General features: G+C 62.7%; 19 protein-coding genes. 10 read left to right on the forward strand and 9 right to left on the reverse strand.

Features of this window, described 5'->3' with window-relative positions:
• On the reverse strand, positions 1-485 hold a 485-nt coding region (locus AB4Z38_RS23795; protein WP_441431996.1), incomplete at its 3' end, for an FAD-dependent monooxygenase.
• A gap of 96 nt (positions 486-581) precedes the next feature.
• Complete coding sequence (locus tag AB4Z38_RS23800; RefSeq protein WP_441431997.1) at positions 582-2,252, reverse strand: amidohydrolase; 1,671 nt, start codon at positions 2,250-2,252, stop codon at positions 582-584.
• Positions 2,253-2,807: 555 nt separating this feature from the next.
• On the opposite strand from AB4Z38_RS23800, the gene AB4Z38_RS23805 reads away from it, so the two are divergent.
• The 3 genes from AB4Z38_RS23805 (at position 2,808) to AB4Z38_RS23815 (ending at position 5,547) form a co-directional block, all read left to right on the forward strand.
• A complete protein-coding gene (locus tag AB4Z38_RS23805) occupies positions 2,808-3,707 on the forward strand; it encodes an MFS transporter (protein ID WP_441431998.1) in 900 nt (299 codons plus the stop codon).
• A complete protein-coding gene (locus AB4Z38_RS23810; protein WP_441431999.1) occupies positions 3,689-3,970 on the forward strand; it encodes a hypothetical protein in 282 nt (93 codons plus the stop codon). The genes AB4Z38_RS23805 and AB4Z38_RS23810 overlap by 19 nt, the downstream gene beginning before the upstream one ends.
• Positions 3,971-4,134: 164 nt before the next feature.
• The gene (locus AB4Z38_RS23815; RefSeq protein WP_441432000.1) at positions 4,135-5,547 is read left to right on the forward strand and encodes a pyridoxal phosphate-dependent decarboxylase family protein; all 1,413 of its coding nucleotides are present in this window, start codon (positions 4,135-4,137) and stop codon (positions 5,545-5,547) included.
• Positions 5,548-5,807: 260 nt separating this feature from the next.
• Here AB4Z38_RS23815 and AB4Z38_RS23820 read toward each other — a convergent pair whose 3' ends face one another.
• From AB4Z38_RS23820 to AB4Z38_RS23835, 4 genes are all read right to left on the reverse strand, one after another.
• Positions 5,808-6,377 (reverse strand): dihydrofolate reductase family protein, encoded by a 570-nt coding sequence (locus AB4Z38_RS23820; RefSeq protein WP_441432001.1) that lies wholly within the window; start codon positions 6,375-6,377, stop codon positions 5,808-5,810.
• A 24-nt stretch (positions 6,378-6,401) separates the two neighbouring features.
• Positions 6,402-6,986, reverse strand: coding sequence for a dihydrofolate reductase family protein (locus AB4Z38_RS23825; protein ID WP_441432019.1), 585 nt, complete (start codon positions 6,984-6,986; stop codon positions 6,402-6,404).
• A 358-nt stretch (positions 6,987-7,344) separates the two neighbouring features.
• Positions 7,345-8,211 carry an MBL fold metallo-hydrolase gene (locus AB4Z38_RS23830; RefSeq protein ID WP_441432002.1) on the reverse strand — a complete coding sequence of 289 codons (867 nt, stop codon included), beginning with the start codon at positions 8,209-8,211 and terminating at the stop codon, positions 7,345-7,347.
• Positions 8,212-8,387: 176 nt separating this feature from the next.
• Positions 8,388-8,726, reverse strand: a complete 339-nt coding sequence (locus AB4Z38_RS23835; RefSeq protein WP_441432003.1) for a carboxymuconolactone decarboxylase family protein — start codon at positions 8,724-8,726, stop codon at positions 8,388-8,390.
• 129 nt (positions 8,727-8,855) lie between these two features.
• Here AB4Z38_RS23835 and AB4Z38_RS23840 point away from each other — a divergent pair, with 129 nt between their 5' ends.
• From AB4Z38_RS23840 to AB4Z38_RS23870, 7 genes are all read left to right on the forward strand, one after another.
• Positions 8,856-9,764, forward strand: coding sequence for a helix-turn-helix transcriptional regulator (locus AB4Z38_RS23840; RefSeq protein ID WP_441432004.1), 909 nt, complete (start codon positions 8,856-8,858; stop codon positions 9,762-9,764).
• 2 nt (positions 9,765-9,766) lie between these two features.
• Positions 9,767-10,753, forward strand: a complete 987-nt coding sequence (locus tag AB4Z38_RS23845) for an aldo/keto reductase (protein ID WP_441432005.1) — start codon at positions 9,767-9,769, stop codon at positions 10,751-10,753.
• A 22-nt stretch (positions 10,754-10,775) separates the two neighbouring features.
• Positions 10,776-11,210: a cupin domain-containing protein gene (locus AB4Z38_RS23850; RefSeq protein ID WP_441432006.1), complete on the forward strand. Its 435-nt coding sequence runs from the start codon at positions 10,776-10,778 to the stop codon at positions 11,208-11,210.
• The gene (locus AB4Z38_RS23855; RefSeq protein WP_441432007.1) at positions 11,207-11,350 is read left to right on the forward strand and encodes a hypothetical protein; all 144 of its coding nucleotides are present in this window, start codon (positions 11,207-11,209) and stop codon (positions 11,348-11,350) included. Before AB4Z38_RS23850 ends, AB4Z38_RS23855 begins: the two co-directional genes overlap by 4 nt.
• Before the next feature lie 412 nt (positions 11,351-11,762).
• Entirely contained in the window at positions 11,763-13,715 is a 1,953-nt protein-coding gene (locus AB4Z38_RS23860) for a beta-glucoside-specific PTS transporter subunit IIABC (RefSeq protein ID WP_441432008.1), read from the forward strand.
• Positions 13,716-13,743: 28 nt separating this feature from the next.
• Positions 13,744-15,207 (forward strand): glycoside hydrolase family 1 protein, encoded by a 1,464-nt coding sequence (locus AB4Z38_RS23865; protein WP_441432009.1) that lies wholly within the window; start codon positions 13,744-13,746, stop codon positions 15,205-15,207.
• Positions 15,208-15,294: 87 nt separating this feature from the next.
• Positions 15,295-16,143 carry a PRD domain-containing protein gene (locus tag AB4Z38_RS23870; RefSeq protein WP_441432010.1) on the forward strand — a complete coding sequence of 283 codons (849 nt, stop codon included), beginning with the start codon at positions 15,295-15,297 and terminating at the stop codon, positions 16,141-16,143.
• A 156-nt stretch (positions 16,144-16,299) separates the two neighbouring features.
• Here AB4Z38_RS23870 and AB4Z38_RS23875 read toward each other — a convergent pair whose 3' ends face one another.
• The 3 genes from AB4Z38_RS23875 to AB4Z38_RS23885 all read right to left on the reverse strand — a co-directional run bounded on the left by AB4Z38_RS23875 (position 16,300) and on the right by AB4Z38_RS23885 (position 18,305).
• Positions 16,300-16,533, reverse strand: a complete 234-nt coding sequence (locus AB4Z38_RS23875; RefSeq protein WP_441432011.1) for a hypothetical protein — start codon at positions 16,531-16,533, stop codon at positions 16,300-16,302.
• On the reverse strand, positions 16,530-17,471 hold the full coding sequence (locus tag AB4Z38_RS23880; RefSeq protein ID WP_441432012.1) for a WxL protein peptidoglycan domain-containing protein: 942 nt from the start codon (positions 17,469-17,471) through the stop codon (positions 16,530-16,532). The genes AB4Z38_RS23875 and AB4Z38_RS23880 overlap by 4 nt, the downstream gene beginning before the upstream one ends.
• A gap of 207 nt (positions 17,472-17,678) precedes the next feature.
• Positions 17,679-18,305, reverse strand: a complete 627-nt coding sequence (locus tag AB4Z38_RS23885) for a hypothetical protein (RefSeq protein WP_441432013.1) — start codon at positions 18,303-18,305, stop codon at positions 17,679-17,681.
• Between the last annotated feature and the right edge of the window lie 108 nt (positions 18,306-18,413).

Genomic DNA, 18,413 nt, shown 5'->3' on the forward strand with positions numbered 1-18,413 from the left:
TCGGGGGTCATGCGGGTAGGGGAGTTCGCCATGAACTCGGCGAAGTAGTCCAGGACGCGGGCCTGGTTGACGATGAGGTGCGGGAATTCGCTGATGTTACCCGTTGGATCGTCGAGGGCGCGGGCGGTCCGGATGATGCGTGACGGATCGGCGGGGTCCGGCTTCCAGAACGCCATCTCCGTGATGCGGTACGCCTCGGCAATGATCCGCTCGGCGAATCCGAAGGCCTGGAAGGTCTCCACGCTCCGGGCCTGGATCCCGTCGGCCTGGCCGATCGCGAGCCTGCCGCCGCGGCGTTCCACGATCCGGGTTGTGACGCCCGGGAACTGGGACAGCTGCGCGGCCGTGAGCATTCCGGCGGGCCCGGAGCCCACGATGAGCACGTCGACCTCGTCAGGAAGATCCGCGGGCCGGTCGATCCCGACGCCGGCAGTCGGCTGGACCCGCGGGTCACCGGATACGTAACCGTGGTGGTGGAACTGCACGGGCTTTTCCTCACTTCGTTGTGTGGCGGTGTATCGCCACCCTGTTTGTCGTTGCGTACTCGGCTATTGAACTTAGTATTCAAAGTGCCCGAAAGCTTATGTGACGGGGTGCCTTCGGTCGTAGACTTTCTTGCCTTCAAAGTACGTTGCTTCGACTCTTGTCGCATGAATCTCATGCGCGTCGATTGCGAAGATGTTCTGATCCAGCACGATGAAGTCGGCGGACAGGCCCGGTTTGAGCGAACCCGTCACCTCGCCCAGGCCCATGGCGGCGGCCGGGTTTCTGGTGAATGCGGCTATGGCCTCACTAACAGTCAGTTTCTGTGAGGGGTTGAGTTCGCCAGCTAGACCCGGGTCAATGTTGGCCCTGGTCACAAGTGTTTGAATTCCGATCCACGGATCCGGAGAAGGCAGTACGCAAGGCCAGTCGGAGCCAGCTGCAAGCAGTGCCCCGGTATCAATGAAGTCCTTTGTGGCCCAGCTTGTATTAACTGTCTCAGCGGGGATTTGGTTCCGGATGCTTTCCTGAATGACGCCCGGGTACCAAATGTACGGGGAAGCATCAGGTACTACTCCTAACGCCGCAAATCGTGGAACGTCTTCCGCGTCCACGAATTCGACATGGGCGATCTGGAACACTGGACCCGGCCCGCGCCTTTTGCGCATGATTTCGACTGCGTCGAGCGCCAGCCGAACAGACGCGTCGCCCGTGGCGTGAAGTTTTCCGTTCAGGCCGCGGTTGTAGCAGAGCTCAATGGCTTCGAGGAGCTCTTCAAGGGTCCAGTACGAGGAGCCGACGTAACCCGGGTCTTCGTGGTCATGGCAAACATAAGGCCGCAGCATCGCTGTGGTCCGCGTCATCGGAACGCCATCGAGCACAAACTTGACGAAGTCCGGGCGCAGATGTTGGCTCCTGTATCCGGCGGCAATTCCGAAGAGCTCTTCGCCGACTGCCCCGGATTCGATAAAGGGGCGCGCCGGCATGGATCCGACAACCCAGGCAGACATCTCCCCACTGGTTTCGATGGCCGAGAGCGCTTTCCAGGAGTACTCCATGGTTGCGGCGTCCTGGACCGCCGTGATCCCGAATGAGTTCACAACCTCGAGGGCCTTTTTCAGTGACGCTATGTTGCGGGAGTCGGGATCCGCGATCGAAGAATCAAATGCGGCCTCGGCGTCTGCCGAGGCGAGTTCATGCAGGACCCCGGTAAGCCGGCCTGCAGTGTCGCGAACATAGCTTCCGCCTTCGCGATTCGCACTGTCGCCGGTAATTCCCATCAGCTCGAGTGCGCGCGTGTTCACCCAGCGGTTATGCATCGAGTCGTCTCGTAGGAGTACCGGTCTGCCGCCGGCTGCTTCATCGAGCGATGCCAGGTCGTCTACGTTCATCACGGCGTCCATGACGGTGCTGCCGACAATGCCGCCGACAATCCACTCATCGGGCCCCAAATTTGCAGACCAGGCCTTGATCTTCTCGAAAATCACCGCTTTCGAGTCCGTGGGCAGAATGGGAAGCTCCCATGCTGCCTGACTACCGCCGAGGCCCAGATGAATGTGTCCATCACTCAGGCCTGGTAGAACGAGTTTTCCGCCGGTGTCGAGAACCGTCGTGGTATCAACTGCAAACCCGCGGACTTCAGCCTCTGAGCCGACCGCGACTATCTTTCCGTTCTGCACGGCAAAGGCTTCAACCCACTCAATGTGGGGGTCTGCTGTGTAGACCGGGCCCCCGACCACGATGAGCTCAGGGGAAAAGGCATCGTTCACGGTTCTCTCCTTGGGGTTTGAGGCGCTTGAACACTGGGTTCTCATTGCCCAGTGTCCTCCGCAAGGTCGCAGGTAGTCTTCGTCTCACGCGCACAGGAGTATTCGCAGAGCGCATAGATGTTGCGGCCCTCGCATTGGCGAGCGGGGGTTGGGTCTCCCGGCTATCGGTTCGGTGGCTGCATGACCGTCCTTCCATTGTTGGAGCCAGCACAGCACGTTTTGACCCCTTGGCGTAGCTCGTTCGAGTGCGTTGGTGCAACGAAGTTTCTCTCCTGTTGCTTGGCGCAGGTACGCGAGGCCCGTAAATGAGCTCCATCAGGTCAGTTTTGGTCAAGTTCTCTGCGCGTATAGAAAAGTGCGAGATCTAGGTCACATCTACATTGGGTGTATTCGGAACTGAAACGGCAGCATCACTGGCTCGCTGGATCAAGAAGAGCTTGACACCTAGGCCAGGTTTAGCTGATCAAGTCCACAACCTCTTCGTTTGTCCGGGTCGCAATTGGCATAGAGAAACAACCAACCCTCGTTGAAAGTCCACGTCCAATGACAAGTCTCATGAAAACCCCTGGAGCCGTGGTGTCGACCTCTGTTCGAGGCACATACACGTACATCGCCGTATACAGCGCCGTGCTCTACACCGTGCTCCTCATTGCTCCCGTGATTGCGGGTAAATTGATAGCTCAGTTCGCCCTGACGCCGGTGCAGGTAGGGACTCTGTTCTCTCTCGAACTAGGCGCCTTCAGCTTGGCAACGGTCCCCGCCTACCTGTGGCTCAATCGCATAAACCTGCGGACGGCCTCCTACATTTTCACCGCGATCGTCATAGCCGGAAACGTCGTATCAGGCTTGCTTGACGACTTCGGCCTGCTGATGGCTACGAGGGTGGTTACGTCGCTCGCAGCAGGGTCCATTACGGTGATTATTCTTACGCTGAGCAGCAAAACCGCCAACCCGAGCAGAGCATTTGGCGTTTTCGTCGTGTGCCAACTGGCTATGGGCGCATTGATCTTGGCCGTCTTTCCAGCATTGTTCTCTCAGGCCCCTGTGTCCGCGCTCTACTGGACGCTGGCCGGGCTCGACGTTCTCTGTCTACTGGTCGTCAGGGGCATCGACGGAAACGCGCTAAGGCAATCAAGTCCCCTGCACCACGCCCGCGCTAAGGTCCCCGTTCTCAGATTTGGACTGGGCCTGGCCGCAGTCCTGTTGTTCTATGTTGCACTCAGCGGTGTATGGTCCTTTATCGCCCAGATTTCTGCAGGCGCTGGAATCGATCTTTCCGCCAGCAGCCTGGTCCTGTCACTCGCCACCGTCGCGGGTATCGTGTCTGCATTGACGGCAACGATTCTCGGCGATACCCCACGAAGGAAGCTCTACCTCATGGCTGGATACGCGGCCATGGCGATAAGCGTCGCTTTGCTCTTTGGAACACCCCCGGGTTGGCGCGTTTCGCAATAGCCGCAGTCATTTTTAAGTTCGCATGGACCTTCATCTTGCCCTACCTGCTTTCCACGCTTGCTGATCTTTCCGGCGGTGGCCACATCATGAACACAACCAACCTCATGATCGGCACGGGTTTTGCTATCGGGCCAGTGGTCAGCGGAGCCTTGATCCAGTCCAACGGCGGCGCGTTTATGGGCATGCTCCTGTTCGGCGTGGGCGGTGTATTGGCATCCCTGGTCTGCATTTTGGCAGCACAGCGAAAAGTAGTGCACAGCTGATTCCCAGTACGACGAAACTGGCCCTGATTCGTTTCGCGACCATTCCCTGACTCCAAAGGACCGACGACTGCTCCCGCTCCTGAATCGCAGCAGGTGCCTCGCCGAAACCTACCGTACGGCCCGCAACTTAGCGGACGTCCCACGACAATTCAAAGGATAAGAACATGACCTCGATGCTTCCGGGAATGAGCGCGGATGCAGAACTCCCACTGAAGGATTCGGTTGAGAAGGCCATTTCCGCAATTTCTCGATGGATGGAAGAGTACGGGGACTTCAAGCCGCACCCAACGATGGACGTTGAGGCCGACGTCCTCGCTGCCGTCCACGATGATCTGATCAACAGGCTCCGTGATAACTACCCGTTCTTTCATCCTCGTTATGTTGGGCAGATGCTCAAACCGCCGCACCCGGCCGCGGTCGTGGCCTACGTCACTACGATGTTGATTAACCCGAACAACCATGCTCTCGATGGTGGTCCGGCAACGGCCCGAATGGAGAAGGAGGTTGTCGCGCAGCTAGCGGCAATGTTTGGCTATGAAGAGCACCTTGGGCATCTGACGAGCAGCGGAACGATTGCCAATCTTGAGGCACTCTTTGTCGCACGCGAGATCCACCCTGGCAAGGGCATCGCTTACAGCGTGGATGCTCACTACACGCACAGCCGAATGAGTCATCTTCTAGGTATGACGAGCCACTCGGTGCCCGCAGATGGTGCCGGCAAAATGGATCTGCAAGCCTTGGAGACGATCCTCGCCACTGGAACGGTTGGCACTGTTGTCATGACAGCCGGGACGACTGGGCTCGGGGCCATTGACCCCATTGATCTAGCACTTCCAATCTGTGAGCGTTACGGCGTGCGGATGCACGTGGATGCCGCCTACGGGGGTTTCTTCAGGATAATCGCGGACGATTCGGTTGACGGGGTGGCCCGTGCTCCGTTCGAGGCCATCGCTCACGCCGATTCCGTTGTTATCGATCCACACAAGCACGGCCTGCAACCATATGGATGCGGGGCAGTGATCTTCCGTGATCCAAGTGTGCAACGCCACTATCTACATGACTCGCCGTACACCTATTTCACTTCTGACGAGCTTCACCTTGGCGAGATTTCTCTCGAATGTTCGCGTTCGGGAGCGGCTGCAGCAGCACTGTGGATGACTTTTCGGCTCCTTCCGCCGACAGAAGAAGGGCTCGGCCAGGTCCTGCGTGCGGGGAGGCGCGCAACCATGGCCTGGGCGGAGCACATCAGGGCATCCGAGGAACTTACCCTATTCCAGGAGCCGGAACTGGATATCTTGACCTATCTGCCCGCCGAGTCGACGATGACAGAGATGGATCGAGTCTCCGGTCACGTCTTGGAGGCCGGAATCGCACTTCCGCCAAAGGAAGCCGTGTTTGTTGCCACCTATGACGTGTCGGCTGCAGATATGGCCCTCCGGGGCTTCAGTTTGGAGATGGACATCGATCGGGGCCGCATCCTGCGCAGTGTTCTCATGAAACCAGAGACTGAGGACATCGTCGAAGAGCTCAACGAACGTGTCGAGAACCTAGTACGTTCGGCGCACGGCAGATCTTGATACCAGGGTCCCTGGTCCTCGCTGAGCTCGACTACTTCAAATCCATCAACGACAACTACGGGAGGGCTCTGCCTTGGTATGCGCGGTCTTATCTATGTTTAGGGTTCAATCGTGGAGCCGTGCCAGCGGGAGCTCCTTCCTCGGAACCGGAAAATCCCCCAATCAGCCGCCACGTCCCTAATTGCGAGCCTGCCTCGGGAGCCGATCGGAAAGGGGGCGTGCCGGGTCGTGCGAGCTATCACGATTCTCGCGGGAAGGCGTTACGCCACACGGTAGTGCATGTGCGTGACGCCGGGTGCGTCGATTACGCGCGTCAGCTCCAGTTCGGCGCGTTCTGCGCCGAACAGTCGCCGCCCCCCACCGAGGAGCACCGGGATCAGATGGATCTCCAGCTCATCGAGCAGGCCCTCGCGGAGAAGGGACTGGGCGAGCCCGGCCCCGTGCACCATCACGTCCCGGTCACCGGCGGCTGCCTTGGCCTCGCGGACCGCCGTGGTCGGGTCGTGCACGTAGTGGACCCAGCCGCTCTGCGGCTCGGGCAAGGGGCCACGGGTGGGCACGAAGATGGGCACGCCGTGGTGGTCGCCGCCCCAGTGGCCGGCGTAGTCAAAGGTCTTGCGGCCGACGATGACCGCGCCGGTCGCCATTGACTCGGCGAGGACCTGCCCGCTGGCCCCCGGCGGGTCGAAGTGGGAATAGTCGGTGACGGGCTCGCCCAGCCACTCGTGAAGTCGGAGGCCGCCGGTTCCGAGCCCGTTGTCCGGGCCATCGTCAGGACCTGCGATGTAGCCGTCGAGGGACATCGACATGTACAGGATGGTCTTGCTCATGGTGATTCTCCTCGCGGTGTGCTGTCAGTGATGCCGAGTGGGGAGGTAGAGGAGTTCCTGGGTGCGGCCGTCGAGCGTACGACTCTCGATCAGCTCCAGGTCGAAGTCGGCGGCACCGGCGAAGATCGGTGCGTCTCCGGTCTGGCCGCTGATCACCGGGAAGATGGTCACCTGGAGCCGGTCGACGAGGCCGGCGGCCATGAGGGCCCGGTTCAGCGAGAGGCTGCCGTGGGAGCGAAGCGGGATCTCGGATTCTTCTTTGAGCCGTGCGACGACATCGGCGGCGTCACCGCGTGCCAGAGTCGCATCGGGCCAGTCGAGAGGCTCTTCCAGCGTGGACGAGAGCACGGTCGTGGGCTGGTGCTTCATTCTGGTGTTCACGGGGTCGATGGCCTCTGAATCCCGGGTGAGCGTTCCGAGGAACCGCTGGAACATCCGGAACGTGTTCGCTCCGAGGACTAGCCGCAGTTCCTCGCCGTACTGCGCGGCGCGGCGATCCAGGAACTCGGGTCCTTGTTTGCCCCAGTAACCACCCCAGTCGCCGTGGGCGTTGTACGAGCCGAAGCCGTCGAGGGTGGTGAACACGTCCCAGGTGTAGATGGCAGTCATGATGGTCTCCGGGTTCTTACTTGGTGGGGTCGGACGCGTACCGGGGGAGTCCGGAGGGCCGGTATCTAAGTCGGGATGACGTCCGCCGTTGGACTGGTAGACGCCGTCGACGGACACCTGGATGTTGACCTTCAGCTCCATGGCAGTGGTTCCTCGTCTCATGGTGGCGGTCGCGGTGGGATGCGCGGCGGCTGATTGCTCGATATGCCCCCTAAGAAGTGAAGCACGCTTGACCTTAACTGAGTATGCATGGAAATACGGCTGACTTGCCGCCAAGTAGGCGCTCATCCTCCAGACCCTCCCTGAGCTGATGTGAACCCCTAATGGCAGCGGCAACCGTCACGGCCACCCACCTCGGCTACGTCAACCGCAGATTGCGTCGCGCCCACGCGGACGCGCCGCCAAGCCGGAAAGGCTCGCCCGGTGCGAGTACACGGATGCGCTTGGGGTTGACCACGACGTCCCAGAGCCTGTCCGGGTCGGCGTTGAACGGGGGGAAATCGGGGGAGTCCACCGAGCCCCAGTGGTACAGGAGAAGGTCCGCGTCGGGGTAGGCATTGGCCATCTCGACCGCGCCGTCGAAGGTGAAGTGCCATTCGCTGTCCGAGAAGTCGAACAGTAGCGCGTCCGGGGTCGGCATGGTCAGATGGTGTTCGCGGATCAGCCGTGAATCCCCTGGTGCCCAGATCACGCCGTCAAGGGTCTCGATCCAGAAGCCGCAAGAGTCCTCATCGTGGAAGGTCCGCTGCCCCGACTGGGGCGCGGCATTCTGCCAGGCATGGTCGGCCGGCGTGACCGTGACCCGAACGCCTCCGACGGAGAAAGCATCGCCGATGCCGTGGCCGTCGGCGGGCATGCCCAGTTCCTGCATCAGCTCGGCGACGTATCGGGTCGAGTGGAACCGCTGGGTGACTCCATTCAGGGCCGCACATGTAGGCACGCTGAAGTGATCATTGTCCGCGTGAGTGACCAGGATTCCATCGAGTCGGGGGACGTCTGCTGCCTGGAGCGGGAAGTCGATGAGCACGGGCATATCGAAGTCCCGGAGCAGCGGGTCGACGGCAAGCAAAGTTCCCCGTGCATTGATCAGAAATCCCGCCATGCCGAGCCAGTGCAGGACGGTGCCGTGTGGGTCGTCGAAGGCCTCGGCCCGAATCGATACCGTTGGCGGGGCCATGGCCTGCCCGCGAGGGCTGCGCCGGACCGGTGAGCGCGAATCGTTCATCTTTTGTCTCCTTGGATCAATTCTGCGGTGTAACGGGCGCTCGTCCGATCGAGTCGGAATGGGCACCCGCCGGATTGTCATCAAGCGCGCGTCTGTGGGCCTGCCCGAAATCGGGCAGGCCCGCCCAGATCGCTACCCGACGGGTCAGTCTGGGCGTACCAATCAGCTGTAAACGCTCAGTTCTCTTCCTCGATGATGCCCTTCAATACGCTCATCGCGCCCATACCGTTGGGCCAACCGGAGTAGAACGCCAGGTTCAGCAGGGCCTCCTTCAGCTCGTCCGCGGTGACTCCGTTCTTCAGGGCGAAGCCGAGGTGAAATTTCAGCTGGTCCATCTTGCCCAGGGCGGTCAGCGCAGCGACGGTGATCAGGCTGCGATCGCGCTTGGACAGGTCCGTGCGTTCCCAGACCTCATCGAAGAGTACTTTGTCGGTGTAGTGGACCATTCCGGGCGCGAAGTCGCCGAAGGCGTTCTTCCCGCCGCTCCAGCCGGTGTTCTGCTCTTTGATGCTCATGGTCTTTCTCCTTCGTCATTGATTGGACGAGTCCATTCCATCGTCACGGCGGCGGGGGAGGGAGTCTCCAGTGAAAGGTGTACCAGTGGGGACTCCCTCCGAAGCGGTGGCCGAAATAACGTAGTCTGCATGGACAACAGGAATGAAGTGCGGGAGTTCCTCATGTCCCGCCGGGCGAACCTCAGCCCCGAGCAGGCCGGGCTGACGGTCTCGGGTCACCGTCGCGTGGCGGGCCTGAGGCGGGGCGAGGTTGCGATGCTTGCGGACGTGAGTCCGGAGTACTATGCCAAGATCGAGCGAGGCAACCTCGTGGGGGTTTCAGACTCTGTGCTGGAGTCGGTCGCCCGGGCCCTGCAGCTCGACGATGCCGAGCGCGAGCACCTGTTTGATCTCGCCCGGGCCGCAAACGGAGGCGCGCAGCACGTGCGCCGGCGCAAGCCGAAGATATGGGTGGCACGGGATAGCCTGACCCGTGCGCTGGACGTCATCGTGAACGGCCCGGCATTCGTACGCAACGGGCGGATGGACATCTTGGCGACCAATGCCCTGGGCCGCGCGTTCTACGATGAAGTCTTCGACGGGCCCGGGCAGGGGAACCTCGCCCGGTACTGCTTCCTCGACGAACGCGCCAAGTCCTTCTACCCGGACTGGGAGGCGGCCGCAGACGTCACCGTGGCGATTTTGCGCACGGAGGCCGGTCATGATCCTCATGACAAGCAGTTGCATGACCTTGTCGGTGAACTCTCCACCTGCAGCGATGCGTTCCGTACGCGGTGGGGTGCGCACAACGTCCGCCGCCACGGCTCGGGTACAAAGGATTTTCACCACCACGAGGTCGGCGACCTCACCCTTACGTATGAGGGTTTGGAGCTGACTGCCGAGCCGGGGCTTTCGTTCCTCATTTACACCGCGGAGCCCGGTTCGCCGAGCGATCAACGGCTGCAGCTGCTGGCGAGCCTCGCCGCCACCGAAATCGCCACCATGACCGCATCGCCGTCGCGCCCCGTGCTCGATGACACCACTACTACGAAGGACTGATCATGCACATCAGAACACTTGGCCAGGGCCTCGAGGTCTCCGCGATCGGGCTCGGCGCAATGGGGATGTCCCAGAGCTACGGACCCAACCCCGGCGATCGCGACGAGATGATCTCTGTGCTGCGCTCGGCCGTCGACGAGGGCGTGACGTTTTTCGACACGGCGGAGGTCTACGGGCCGTACGTCAACGAGGAGCTCGTCGGGGAGGCGTTTGAGCCGATCCGTGACCGGGTGGTGATTGCCACCAAGTTCGGCTGGGACATCCGGGACGGCAGGATGGTCGGCTTGGACAGCCGGCCTGAGCAGATCCGCCGCGTCGCCGAGGCCTCGCTGAAACGGCTGCGCACGGATGTGATCGACTTGTTCTATCAGCATCGCGTCGACCCCGACGTGCCGATCGAAGACGTCGCCGGTACTGTCGGCGAACTCATCGCCGAGGGCAAGGTGAAGCACTTCGGCCTCTCCGAGGCCTCCGCCGCGACAATCCGCCGCGCTCACGCCGTGCACCCGGTCACCGCGGTCCAGAGCGAGTACTCGCTCTGGACGCGGGATCCCGAGGCAGAGGTGCTGCCGACCCTGGCGGAGCTCGGCATCGGCTTCGTACCGTTCAGCCCGCTCGGCAAGGGCTTCCTTACCGGCACCGTCGACGCATCCACCGCCTTCATCGAGGGCGACATCCGTCGGCGTGTTCCGCGGTTCCAGGCTGAGAATCTCGCCGCGAACCAGAAACTCGTTGACCACGTCAAGAGCCTGGCCGAGGCAAAGGGTTCGACGCCGGGCCGGATCGCCTTGGCCTGGTTGCTGGCGCAGCAGCCGTGGATCGTGCCGATTCCCGGCACTCGACGTACCGAGCGCATCCGGGAGAACGCGGCGGCCACCCAGCTCGCCCTCTCCGCGGACGAGCGCTCCGACCTCGACAGCCTCGCCCAGCGCCTCGGAGTACGCGGCGACCGCTACAACGCAGAGCACATGGCGTACGTCAACCACTGATCACGACAAAAGGAAAATCATAATGACTGACAACAACTTCAAGCAGATCTTCCCGCTCGGGGCGAAGAACGACGCCTACGCCCAGTACTTCATCGGCCAAAGCTACCTGGCCCCGCTCGCCGGCGGGAATGTTCCCGTCAGCAACGTCTCCTTCGAGCCGGGATGCCGCAACAACTGGCACATCCACCACGGCACCGATGGCGGCGGTGACCAGATCCTGCTCTGCACGGCGGGCAGCGGCTGGTACCAGGCCGAGGGCCAGGACCCCGTCAGCCTGGAGCCGGGAACGGTGATCCACATCCCGGCCGGTACGAAACACTGGCACGGCGCGAAGGTCGACTCGTGGTTCTCCCACCTCGCCTTCATCACCCCTGGCGAGAACGTCAGAAACGAATGGCTCGAGCCCGTCTCCGACGAGCTGTACGGAGAACTGCGGAAGAACGGAGAAAAGGCATGAGCATCCTAAACGAGAGCTACACCCTGGCCAACGGCATCGCGATCCCCAAGCTGGGCCTGGGCATCTGGTTCATCGACGACGACAAGGCAGCTGCCGCGGGAATCCGACTTGGGCGATACGTGGACCCCGCAGCAGGTTGAGAAGATCGGCTCCACCGACGACTTCCACATCTCTCCATACCGCGATGACGGCACGACGCCCGGAACACCGACCTGGCGTCAACGACGCCCGGCCCGATCATTGGCACACGGCCGTCCGAGAAGACCTCCTACGGGGGACACCCGATCGGTGACGCCGGTACGTACCCCGATCGTCCGACGATCTGGACGGCTTGACGTGACTCATATCACCTGCCATGATGGTTGCTGGTTCTTTCGAGACCTGGGTATGTAACTCGCTTCGGGCGAGGCAAGGCTCAAGCTCTGCGACCTTCATCGGTCAACCGGCTTGGGCCTTTTTCGTGCCCTCAAACAGGATCACCTGAATCAGCTCAAGCCGCGTTGCCTCACCCCTCCGCCCAATCAAGGGCGGATCTGAGAACGCGAGGAAATCATGAGCAAGCAATACGCTCCCTTAGCCGCAGACATCGTGCGGCTGGTTGGCGGTAAAGCCAACATCACCGAGGCTTACCACTGCCAGACCCGGCTACGTTTCGCCCTTAAGGACGAGTCCGCCGTCGCGCTGGACGAGCTGAACGCCACCGAAGGCATCGCCAAGACCCTCTCCAAGGGCGGGGTGTTCCAGGTGGTGGTGGGAATGCACGTCAAGGACGTGTTCGACGAGGTGGAGCGTGAGCTCGGCGATCTGTCTGCCAACGCCAAGAACGACGACGGCGCAGCCAAGGGCAAGCGCAAAAACGTGGGCAGCGCGGTGATCGAGTTTGTCTCCAGTGTTTTCCAGCCCCTCATCCCCGCGCTGTCCGGAGCTGGTATGGTCAAGGCGCTCCTTGCCCTGCTCGTAGTGCTGAATCTGGTGTCCAAGGAATCCCAGACCTACGCTTTGGTCAACCTTTTCGCAGATGCGGTGTTCTACTTCCTCCCCGTGTTGCTGGCCTTTAGCGCAGCGCAGAAGTTGAAGATCAGCCCGATCCTGGCCGCCGCGGTCGCCGCCATGATGCTGCACCCCAACTGGGTCGCCCTGGTGACAAAGAAAGAGCCGCTCAGCTTCTTCGAGATCCTACCCTTCCCGCTGGTGAACTACTCAGGTGCGGTCATCCCGATCATCCTGGTGATCTTCGCCCAGTACTACGTGGAACGCAGTCTGACCCGGGTAATCCCGAAGTCCGTAAACCTGGTGTTCGTCCCCATGCTGACCTTCCTCATCATGGGCACTCTGGCCCTCGGCGTCCTCGGACCCATTGGCAGCATCCTCAGCGGCTACCTGGGTTCCTTCTTCACGTTCCTGAGCACCAACGCAGCCTGGGCACCGGCCTTGCTGGTCGGTGCGACACTTCCGGTCATGGTCATGTTCGGCCTGCACAACGGCATCGCCCCGCTCGGTGTCGTCCAGCTCGCCCAGACGGGCAAGGAAAGCATCTTCGGCCCCGGTGCCCTCGTCTCCAACATCGCTATGGGTGCTGCGTCCCTGGTCGTCGCTTTCCGAACCAAGGACAAGAAGACGCGTCAGATTGCCACCGCAGGCGGCATCACAGGCCTGATGGGCATCACGGAACCGATTCTCTACGGCATCGCCCTGCCCAAGCGTTACCCGCTCATCGCCGCCATGATCGGCGGTGGCGCGGGTGGCTTGTATGCGGGATTGACCCAGACGCACCGCTTTGCCACCGGCTCCTCCGGCCTGCCCGCCGTTCTGCTCTACATCGGTGACAACACGCTGGCGAACATGATCAACATCATCATTGCGCTGGTCATCTCCGCCATCGTCTCCGCCGTGCTGACCTTTGTCCTCTCGTTCAAGTTCGAAAAGCCCGCCGTCGAAACGGCCTCGGCAGCGGACGACGACGCGGCCCCGTCCGGTCGTCGCTCTGCCGTCCACGAGCGCGCTGTCGTCGCCGGTGGCGAGGGTGGCACGGCCACGCTCGTGCGCACCGAGACCGTGGAACTCGCGGCACCCTGCGCAGGCACCGTGGTCCCACTGGCCGAGGTCAGCGATCCGGTGTTCGCCTCCGGAGCCATGGGGCCCGGCATCGCCGTGGAGCCGTCCGAGAGCGTCATCGTCTCTCCGGTGAGCGGCACGGTGGCGGTGGCCATGAAGACCGGCCACGCCTTTGGTATCAAGACCGACGACGGCGTGGAGGTGCTGGTGCACGTGGGCATCGACACGGTGACCATGAAAGGTGAGGGTTTCCACGGCGCGCTGGAACGCGGCACCCGCGTGGAAGCCGGTCAGCCGCTCGTCACGGCGGACCTGGACGCCATCCGTGCGGCCGGCCACCCGGCCACCGTGCTGGTGGTGGTGACCAACGGTCCCAAGGACGCACCCGTGGAGCAACTCGAAGGCGGCTCCGTGGTGGCAGGCGCGGCGATCGCCGCCGTCGGCCGCTGATCCCCAAAGCCACGAAAGGAACCGCAGAATGCAGCACGAGCAGCTGACCCCGTTCCCCCGGGACTTCCTCTGGGGAGCTTCCACTTCCGCCTATCAGGTGGAGGGGGCCTGGGATGAAGACGGCAAGGGGCCGTCCGTGATCGACATCCACATGCACCGCCCGGAAGGAGTCACGGACTTCACCGTGGCCGCTGACCACTACCACCGCTATGCGGAGGACGTGGAGTTGTTCGCGGAGATGGGCCTGAACGCGTACCGCTTCTCCATTGCCTGGACCCGGATCATCCCGGACGGCGACGGCGAGGTGAACCCGGCCGGCGTCGCGCATTACCACCGGGTGATCGACGAGCTCCTGGCCAAGGGCATCGAACCCGTGGTGACCATGTACCACTTCGACCTGCCCGCGGCGCTGGACGCCCGCGGGGGCTGGTCGGAGCGGGCCACCATCGACGCCTTCGAGCGTTACGCCCGGGTCCTGTTTCAGGAGTACGGCTCCAAGGTGAAGTTCTGGCTCACCATCAACGAGCAGAACATGATGATCCTGCACGGCCGCGCCATCGGGACCACAGGGCGCAGCGGCGAGGTCTCCGGAAAGGAGCTCTACCAGCAGAACCATCACATGTTCCTGGCCCAGGCCAGGGCCATGGTGCTCTGCCACGAGCTCCTGCCAGGGGCGAAGATCGGGCCGGCCCCGAACATCGTGTCTGTCTACCCGGCCACCTGCGCGCCGGAGGACATCGTCGCGGCGGACGACTGGGACGCCATCCGCAACCTGCTCTATGTGGACCTGTCCGTCCGGGGCAGCTACCACAATCTGGCCTGGGCCTACCTCTGCGCCAAGGGCTGGGAGCCGGAGATCCTGGACGGTGACTTTGAGCTGTTGGCCGCCGCGAAGCCGGATTTCCTCGCGTTCAACTACTACTCCACCCAGACGGTCGGTGCGTCCCGCGGGGACTCTTCGGACATCCAGGTGCGGGGCGGGGACCAGCAGATCGTGCGGGGCGAAGTGGGCCTCTACCGTGCGGTGAAGAACGAGCATCTGCCCGTCAACGCCTTCGGCTGGGAGATCGACCCGGTAGGGTTCCGCACCACCATGCGCCGCCTCTGGGACCGGTACCGGCTGCCGCTCATCATCACCGAGAACGGGCTCGGTGCCTTTGACGAGCTGGTGGCCGGCAGGGTGCAGGACGACTACCGCATCGAATTCCTGAAACTGCACCTGGAACAGATCCGCCTGGCCATCAGTGACGGTGTGGACGTGTTCGGCTACTGCCCCTGGACGGCCATCGACCTGGTGTCCACTCATCAGGGCATCGCCAAACGGTACGGCTTCATCTATGTGGACCGCACGGAGGACGAGCTGAAGGAGCTGGAGCGGGTGCGGAAGGACAGCTTCTTCTGGTACCAGCGCGTCATCGCCTCCGGCGGTGAGCACCTGGAAGGCACGACCCCCGACGGCGGCGCGGTGGCCGACGTCGCGCGCTCCTCCTAAGGGCAAGCCCGCGGTGCGGGCACCGGTGGTGCGGGGCGTCCTGCCCCGCACCGCCCCATGATCTTTTGACGGAAGGAACGGTGAGACGTGCAAGTCAAGCGCGTGCTCAACAACAACGCGGTCCTGGCAGTCGATGACGACGGCAAGGACCTCGTGGTGATCGGCCGCGGCCTCGGGCACGGCCGCAGGCCAGGTGATGAGATCTCCCGCGAGGTGGCGGACCAGGTCTTCGTCGCGGCGGAGAACGCCAATCTGGAGCGGCTTGCCCGCTTCCTGGATGACATCCCCCTGGACTGTCTGAACGCAGCCGGCGAGGTTGCGGCGCTGGCGCAGGAGCGGCTCGATCTGCGGGTCAGCCAAGCCCTGGTGGTGCCGCTCGCGGATCACCTCAGCTTCGCCGTCGAACGGCTGCAAGAGGGGATCCCGGCTCAGTTCCCGCTGGCCTGGGAGGTCTCCCAGCTGTACCCGAAGGAGCTGGCCACGGGACGCGAGGCGCTGGGCCTGGTGGCGGCGTCCCTGGGGGTGAGGCTGCACGACGACGAGGCGGTGGCGCTGGCCATGCACTTTGTGAACGCGCAGTTCGCCACCGCGGGTATGGAGAAGGCCATGCAGATGACCGGTGTCATCGCGCAGGCATTCGCGCTGGTGGATAAGACTTTCGGCTTCACCGTGGACCAGCACTCCATGAACGCGGCACGCTTCGTCACCCATTTGAGATACCTGTTCAGCCGAGTCGCCTCGGGCAAACAGATCTCCGAGAAGTCCTCCGTGCTGGTGGACGCGATCATCCAGAGCCACCCGGAGGCCGTGGTCTGCGCCGCCAAGATCCAGTACCTCCTGGAAATGGGACTGGACACCAGCCTCACCCGGGACGAGGTCGCCTATCTGGCGTTGCACGTGGCACGGCTCGTGGCGGACGTGAATGAATACCGCTGAAAACAGCGACTACGCAACACCGCAGAAGGATTGATGGCAGACCTTGGCGCCAACGTTTTCCGTGGTCCATGACGCTGGAACAACGTCGAATGGCTCAGCGCACAGGCGCAGAGCCAACGGTTTCTAATGAGTTTCCCCCTCAAGATTGCTAAAAGACTAGGCCTCGAATTTTCGGACGCGGCTGATGGCGATCGCTATAACGCCCGTCACCAATGCCACCACAGCGAATACCCCGACGGCGCCGATGTCGATGCCTGTTGCGGGGAGGGCGTCCAAGAGTCGCACCGGGCGTGGATCGATCCAGACTGTCACGGAGATTCCTGCGTCGTCGGCGATCGAAGGGGCAGATGCCGGCAGGGCAGGTACGGGCCAGGTATGGGTGGCGCTCATGATGACGAACCCTCGGCTCGGCCCTCGGCGCGGGCTGCGTTGATGAGCTTCGTCACCCGTGCCTTGTTTCGGCGTCGGCCGAGCGCGAGGGACGTGAAGATGAGTGTCAATCCCACGATGCAAAGGATCTGCGACCAAGGTATCGCCCATACGATGACGGAGGTACGGACCGGAGGCGGGACCGCGCCGGAAGCCGCGTCCGCCGTCGGCGTGACGCTGAGGTCAATTGTGACGGGACCGAATGGCCATGCCTCTACAACATTCGTGGATTCCCGTCGTTCGCCGGGGAGGAGATCGCCACGCGCTCTGGCCGTCGACCCGTCAACGCTGTCCGTGAACGTGAACCGGGTGTTGCCACTGTTGACGGCACCATACTTCAGGGTTGCCGAGCCGGGGGCGAATGGATTCCATGACATGTCATAGCTTGCCTCGACGTCCACCACGTTCAGCTCCGGTTTCAGTTCGCCGGTGACTCGCGTCATCACCCGGAAACCTACTCTGCTCTCCACTCCCACTCGCGAACCCTCTTGCACGGTTCCGGTGCTCAACACCGAGGCGGCAATTCCCGCGGCATGGTCGCCGGGGGTGGCGTTTTTCGGGACGGTGATCGTGAACGGCACAATAGCGGTGGTGTGGGCTGCGACGCTGACTTTCGTCGCGACGCTGATCCATGTCCCGGCGTCGGTGGACGCCCGGTCGGCCGGGAGCATGTTGAACCGTCCCGTGGTGGTGAAGTAGCCGTCCGCAGCCGTTAGCGTGAAGGTTGTGTTCCGGCTGCCGAGATTGCGCAGGGCGAGGTGCTCGGTCGTTTGTTCGCCCGGGTTAATCGTGCGCTCGATCCATGAGCGGCCATCGGGTTCGGAGGCATTGGCCGGGCTGACTGCCCAGGTGACGGCGGGGTCTTGTTCACCGACATCGGTCCCGGATGCGGGAGCCATTGCGAGGAATGCCGCGGCGAGGATCGAAACCGGTGCGTCGAGCAGGTGACTCCGATTCGCCGATCTCTTTAATGGGTGACGCCTGTGACGGTCGATGACGCTCATCTTCTTCCGTTCCTGGTCGCTTCGTGGGCGTGGACTGCGTGTGCCGGCTTCGGCAGGCATCATTCGAATAGCCGAGGCCGGCACGCGCATCCATCGATGCGGTTACTCGAACAGGGACAGCGTCAGTTTTGAGGTGTATGCACCGGGAGTAACGGTTGACGGGACCCTGAGTGCGAGATCAGCGGTGGCGGTCCACTTTCCCTCGGTAGCCACGGCTCCGGAGTCCGCCGCCATGGCGAGGAGTTCCCGGTCGACCAAGCCCACATTCGCCGGGGTGTTGTCGACAGCCGAGGTCACCGGGTCGCCCTGCGCGACGAGTCCGGAAGCTCCACCGTCGATCAGGCGCGGCGCCCAGCCGAGATACCGCGCGCCGATTGTGCTCTTGCCGGCGCCGCCCGTGAAGTCTGTTGCGGTGCCGAGCACGTACCAGTGCGCGCCGGCCGGAATGGTATCGGCGGCTCGGGTATCGGTCACCGTCACAGTGGGGAGGGAGCCAGTGAATTGGCGGACGAGGTCGTTTGAGCCGTTCTCCGTGAGCGCGGCCGATGTGCCTGCTACGCTCAGCGCGAGGACGCCGGGTGGGTCGATCTTGGCGATCTCCACGGTGACGTCGACTTCGCCGTCGCCGTGCTGGACGTCGGCGGCGATGGCGGCGCTGCCGACATACGAAAGGATTATGGCTCCGGTTGTGGCTGTGACGATGCGAAGTCGGGTCGTGGTCTTGGACATGTTGAGTACTCCTGTTCTGGATTGCCCGTCTCCCGGGCATTGGACAGTGCGGTCGTTGAGTCCAGTGGGAGAGCCGGCGGGCTGGGGGGTGTCGGCTCTCCTACCGGG

The sequence above is a fragment of the Arthrobacter sp. 2RAF6 genome (genome assembly GCF_052115205.1).
Classification (GTDB): Bacteria; Actinomycetota; Actinomycetes; order Actinomycetales; family Micrococcaceae; genus Arthrobacter.

What these genes read in the sequence shown, in the direction of transcription:
- AB4Z38_RS23805 (WP_441431998.1), top strand. Translation starts at nt 2,808, where the DNA reads ATGAAAACCCCTGGAGCCGTGGTGTCGACCTCTGTTCGAGGCACATAC.
- AB4Z38_RS23815 (WP_441432000.1), top strand. Translation starts at nt 4,135, where the DNA reads ATGACCTCGATGCTTCCGGGAATGAGCGCGGATGCAGAACTCCCACTG.
- AB4Z38_RS23820 (WP_441432001.1), bottom strand. Translation starts at nt 6,377, where the DNA reads ATGAGCAAGACCATCCTGTACATGTCGATGTCCCTCGACGGCTACATC.
- AB4Z38_RS23825 (WP_441432019.1), bottom strand. Translation starts at nt 6,986, where the DNA reads ATGACTGCCATCTACACCTGGGACGTGTTCACCACCCTCGACGGCTTC.
- AB4Z38_RS23830 (WP_441432002.1), bottom strand. Translation starts at nt 8,211, where the DNA reads ATGAACGATTCGCGCTCACCGGTCCGGCGCAGCCCTCGCGGGCAGGCC.
- AB4Z38_RS23835 (WP_441432003.1), bottom strand. Translation starts at nt 8,726, where the DNA reads ATGAGCATCAAAGAGCAGAACACCGGCTGGAGCGGCGGGAAGAACGCC.
- AB4Z38_RS23840 (WP_441432004.1), top strand. Translation starts at nt 8,856, where the DNA reads ATGGACAACAGGAATGAAGTGCGGGAGTTCCTCATGTCCCGCCGGGCG.
- AB4Z38_RS23845 (WP_441432005.1), top strand. Translation starts at nt 9,767, where the DNA reads ATGCACATCAGAACACTTGGCCAGGGCCTCGAGGTCTCCGCGATCGGG.
- AB4Z38_RS23850 (WP_441432006.1), top strand. Translation starts at nt 10,776, where the DNA reads ATGACTGACAACAACTTCAAGCAGATCTTCCCGCTCGGGGCGAAGAAC.
- AB4Z38_RS23855 (WP_441432007.1), top strand. Translation starts at nt 11,207, where the DNA reads ATGAGCATCCTAAACGAGAGCTACACCCTGGCCAACGGCATCGCGATC.
- AB4Z38_RS23860 (WP_441432008.1), top strand. Translation starts at nt 11,763, where the DNA reads ATGAGCAAGCAATACGCTCCCTTAGCCGCAGACATCGTGCGGCTGGTT.
- AB4Z38_RS23865 (WP_441432009.1), top strand. Translation starts at nt 13,744, where the DNA reads ATGCAGCACGAGCAGCTGACCCCGTTCCCCCGGGACTTCCTCTGGGGA.
- AB4Z38_RS23875 (WP_441432011.1), bottom strand. Translation starts at nt 16,533, where the DNA reads ATGAGCGCCACCCATACCTGGCCCGTACCTGCCCTGCCGGCATCTGCC.
- AB4Z38_RS23880 (WP_441432012.1), bottom strand. Translation starts at nt 17,471, where the DNA reads ATGGCTCCCGCATCCGGGACCGATGTCGGTGAACAAGACCCCGCCGTC.
- AB4Z38_RS23885 (WP_441432013.1), bottom strand. Translation starts at nt 18,305, where the DNA reads ATGTCCAAGACCACGACCCGACTTCGCATCGTCACAGCCACAACCGGA.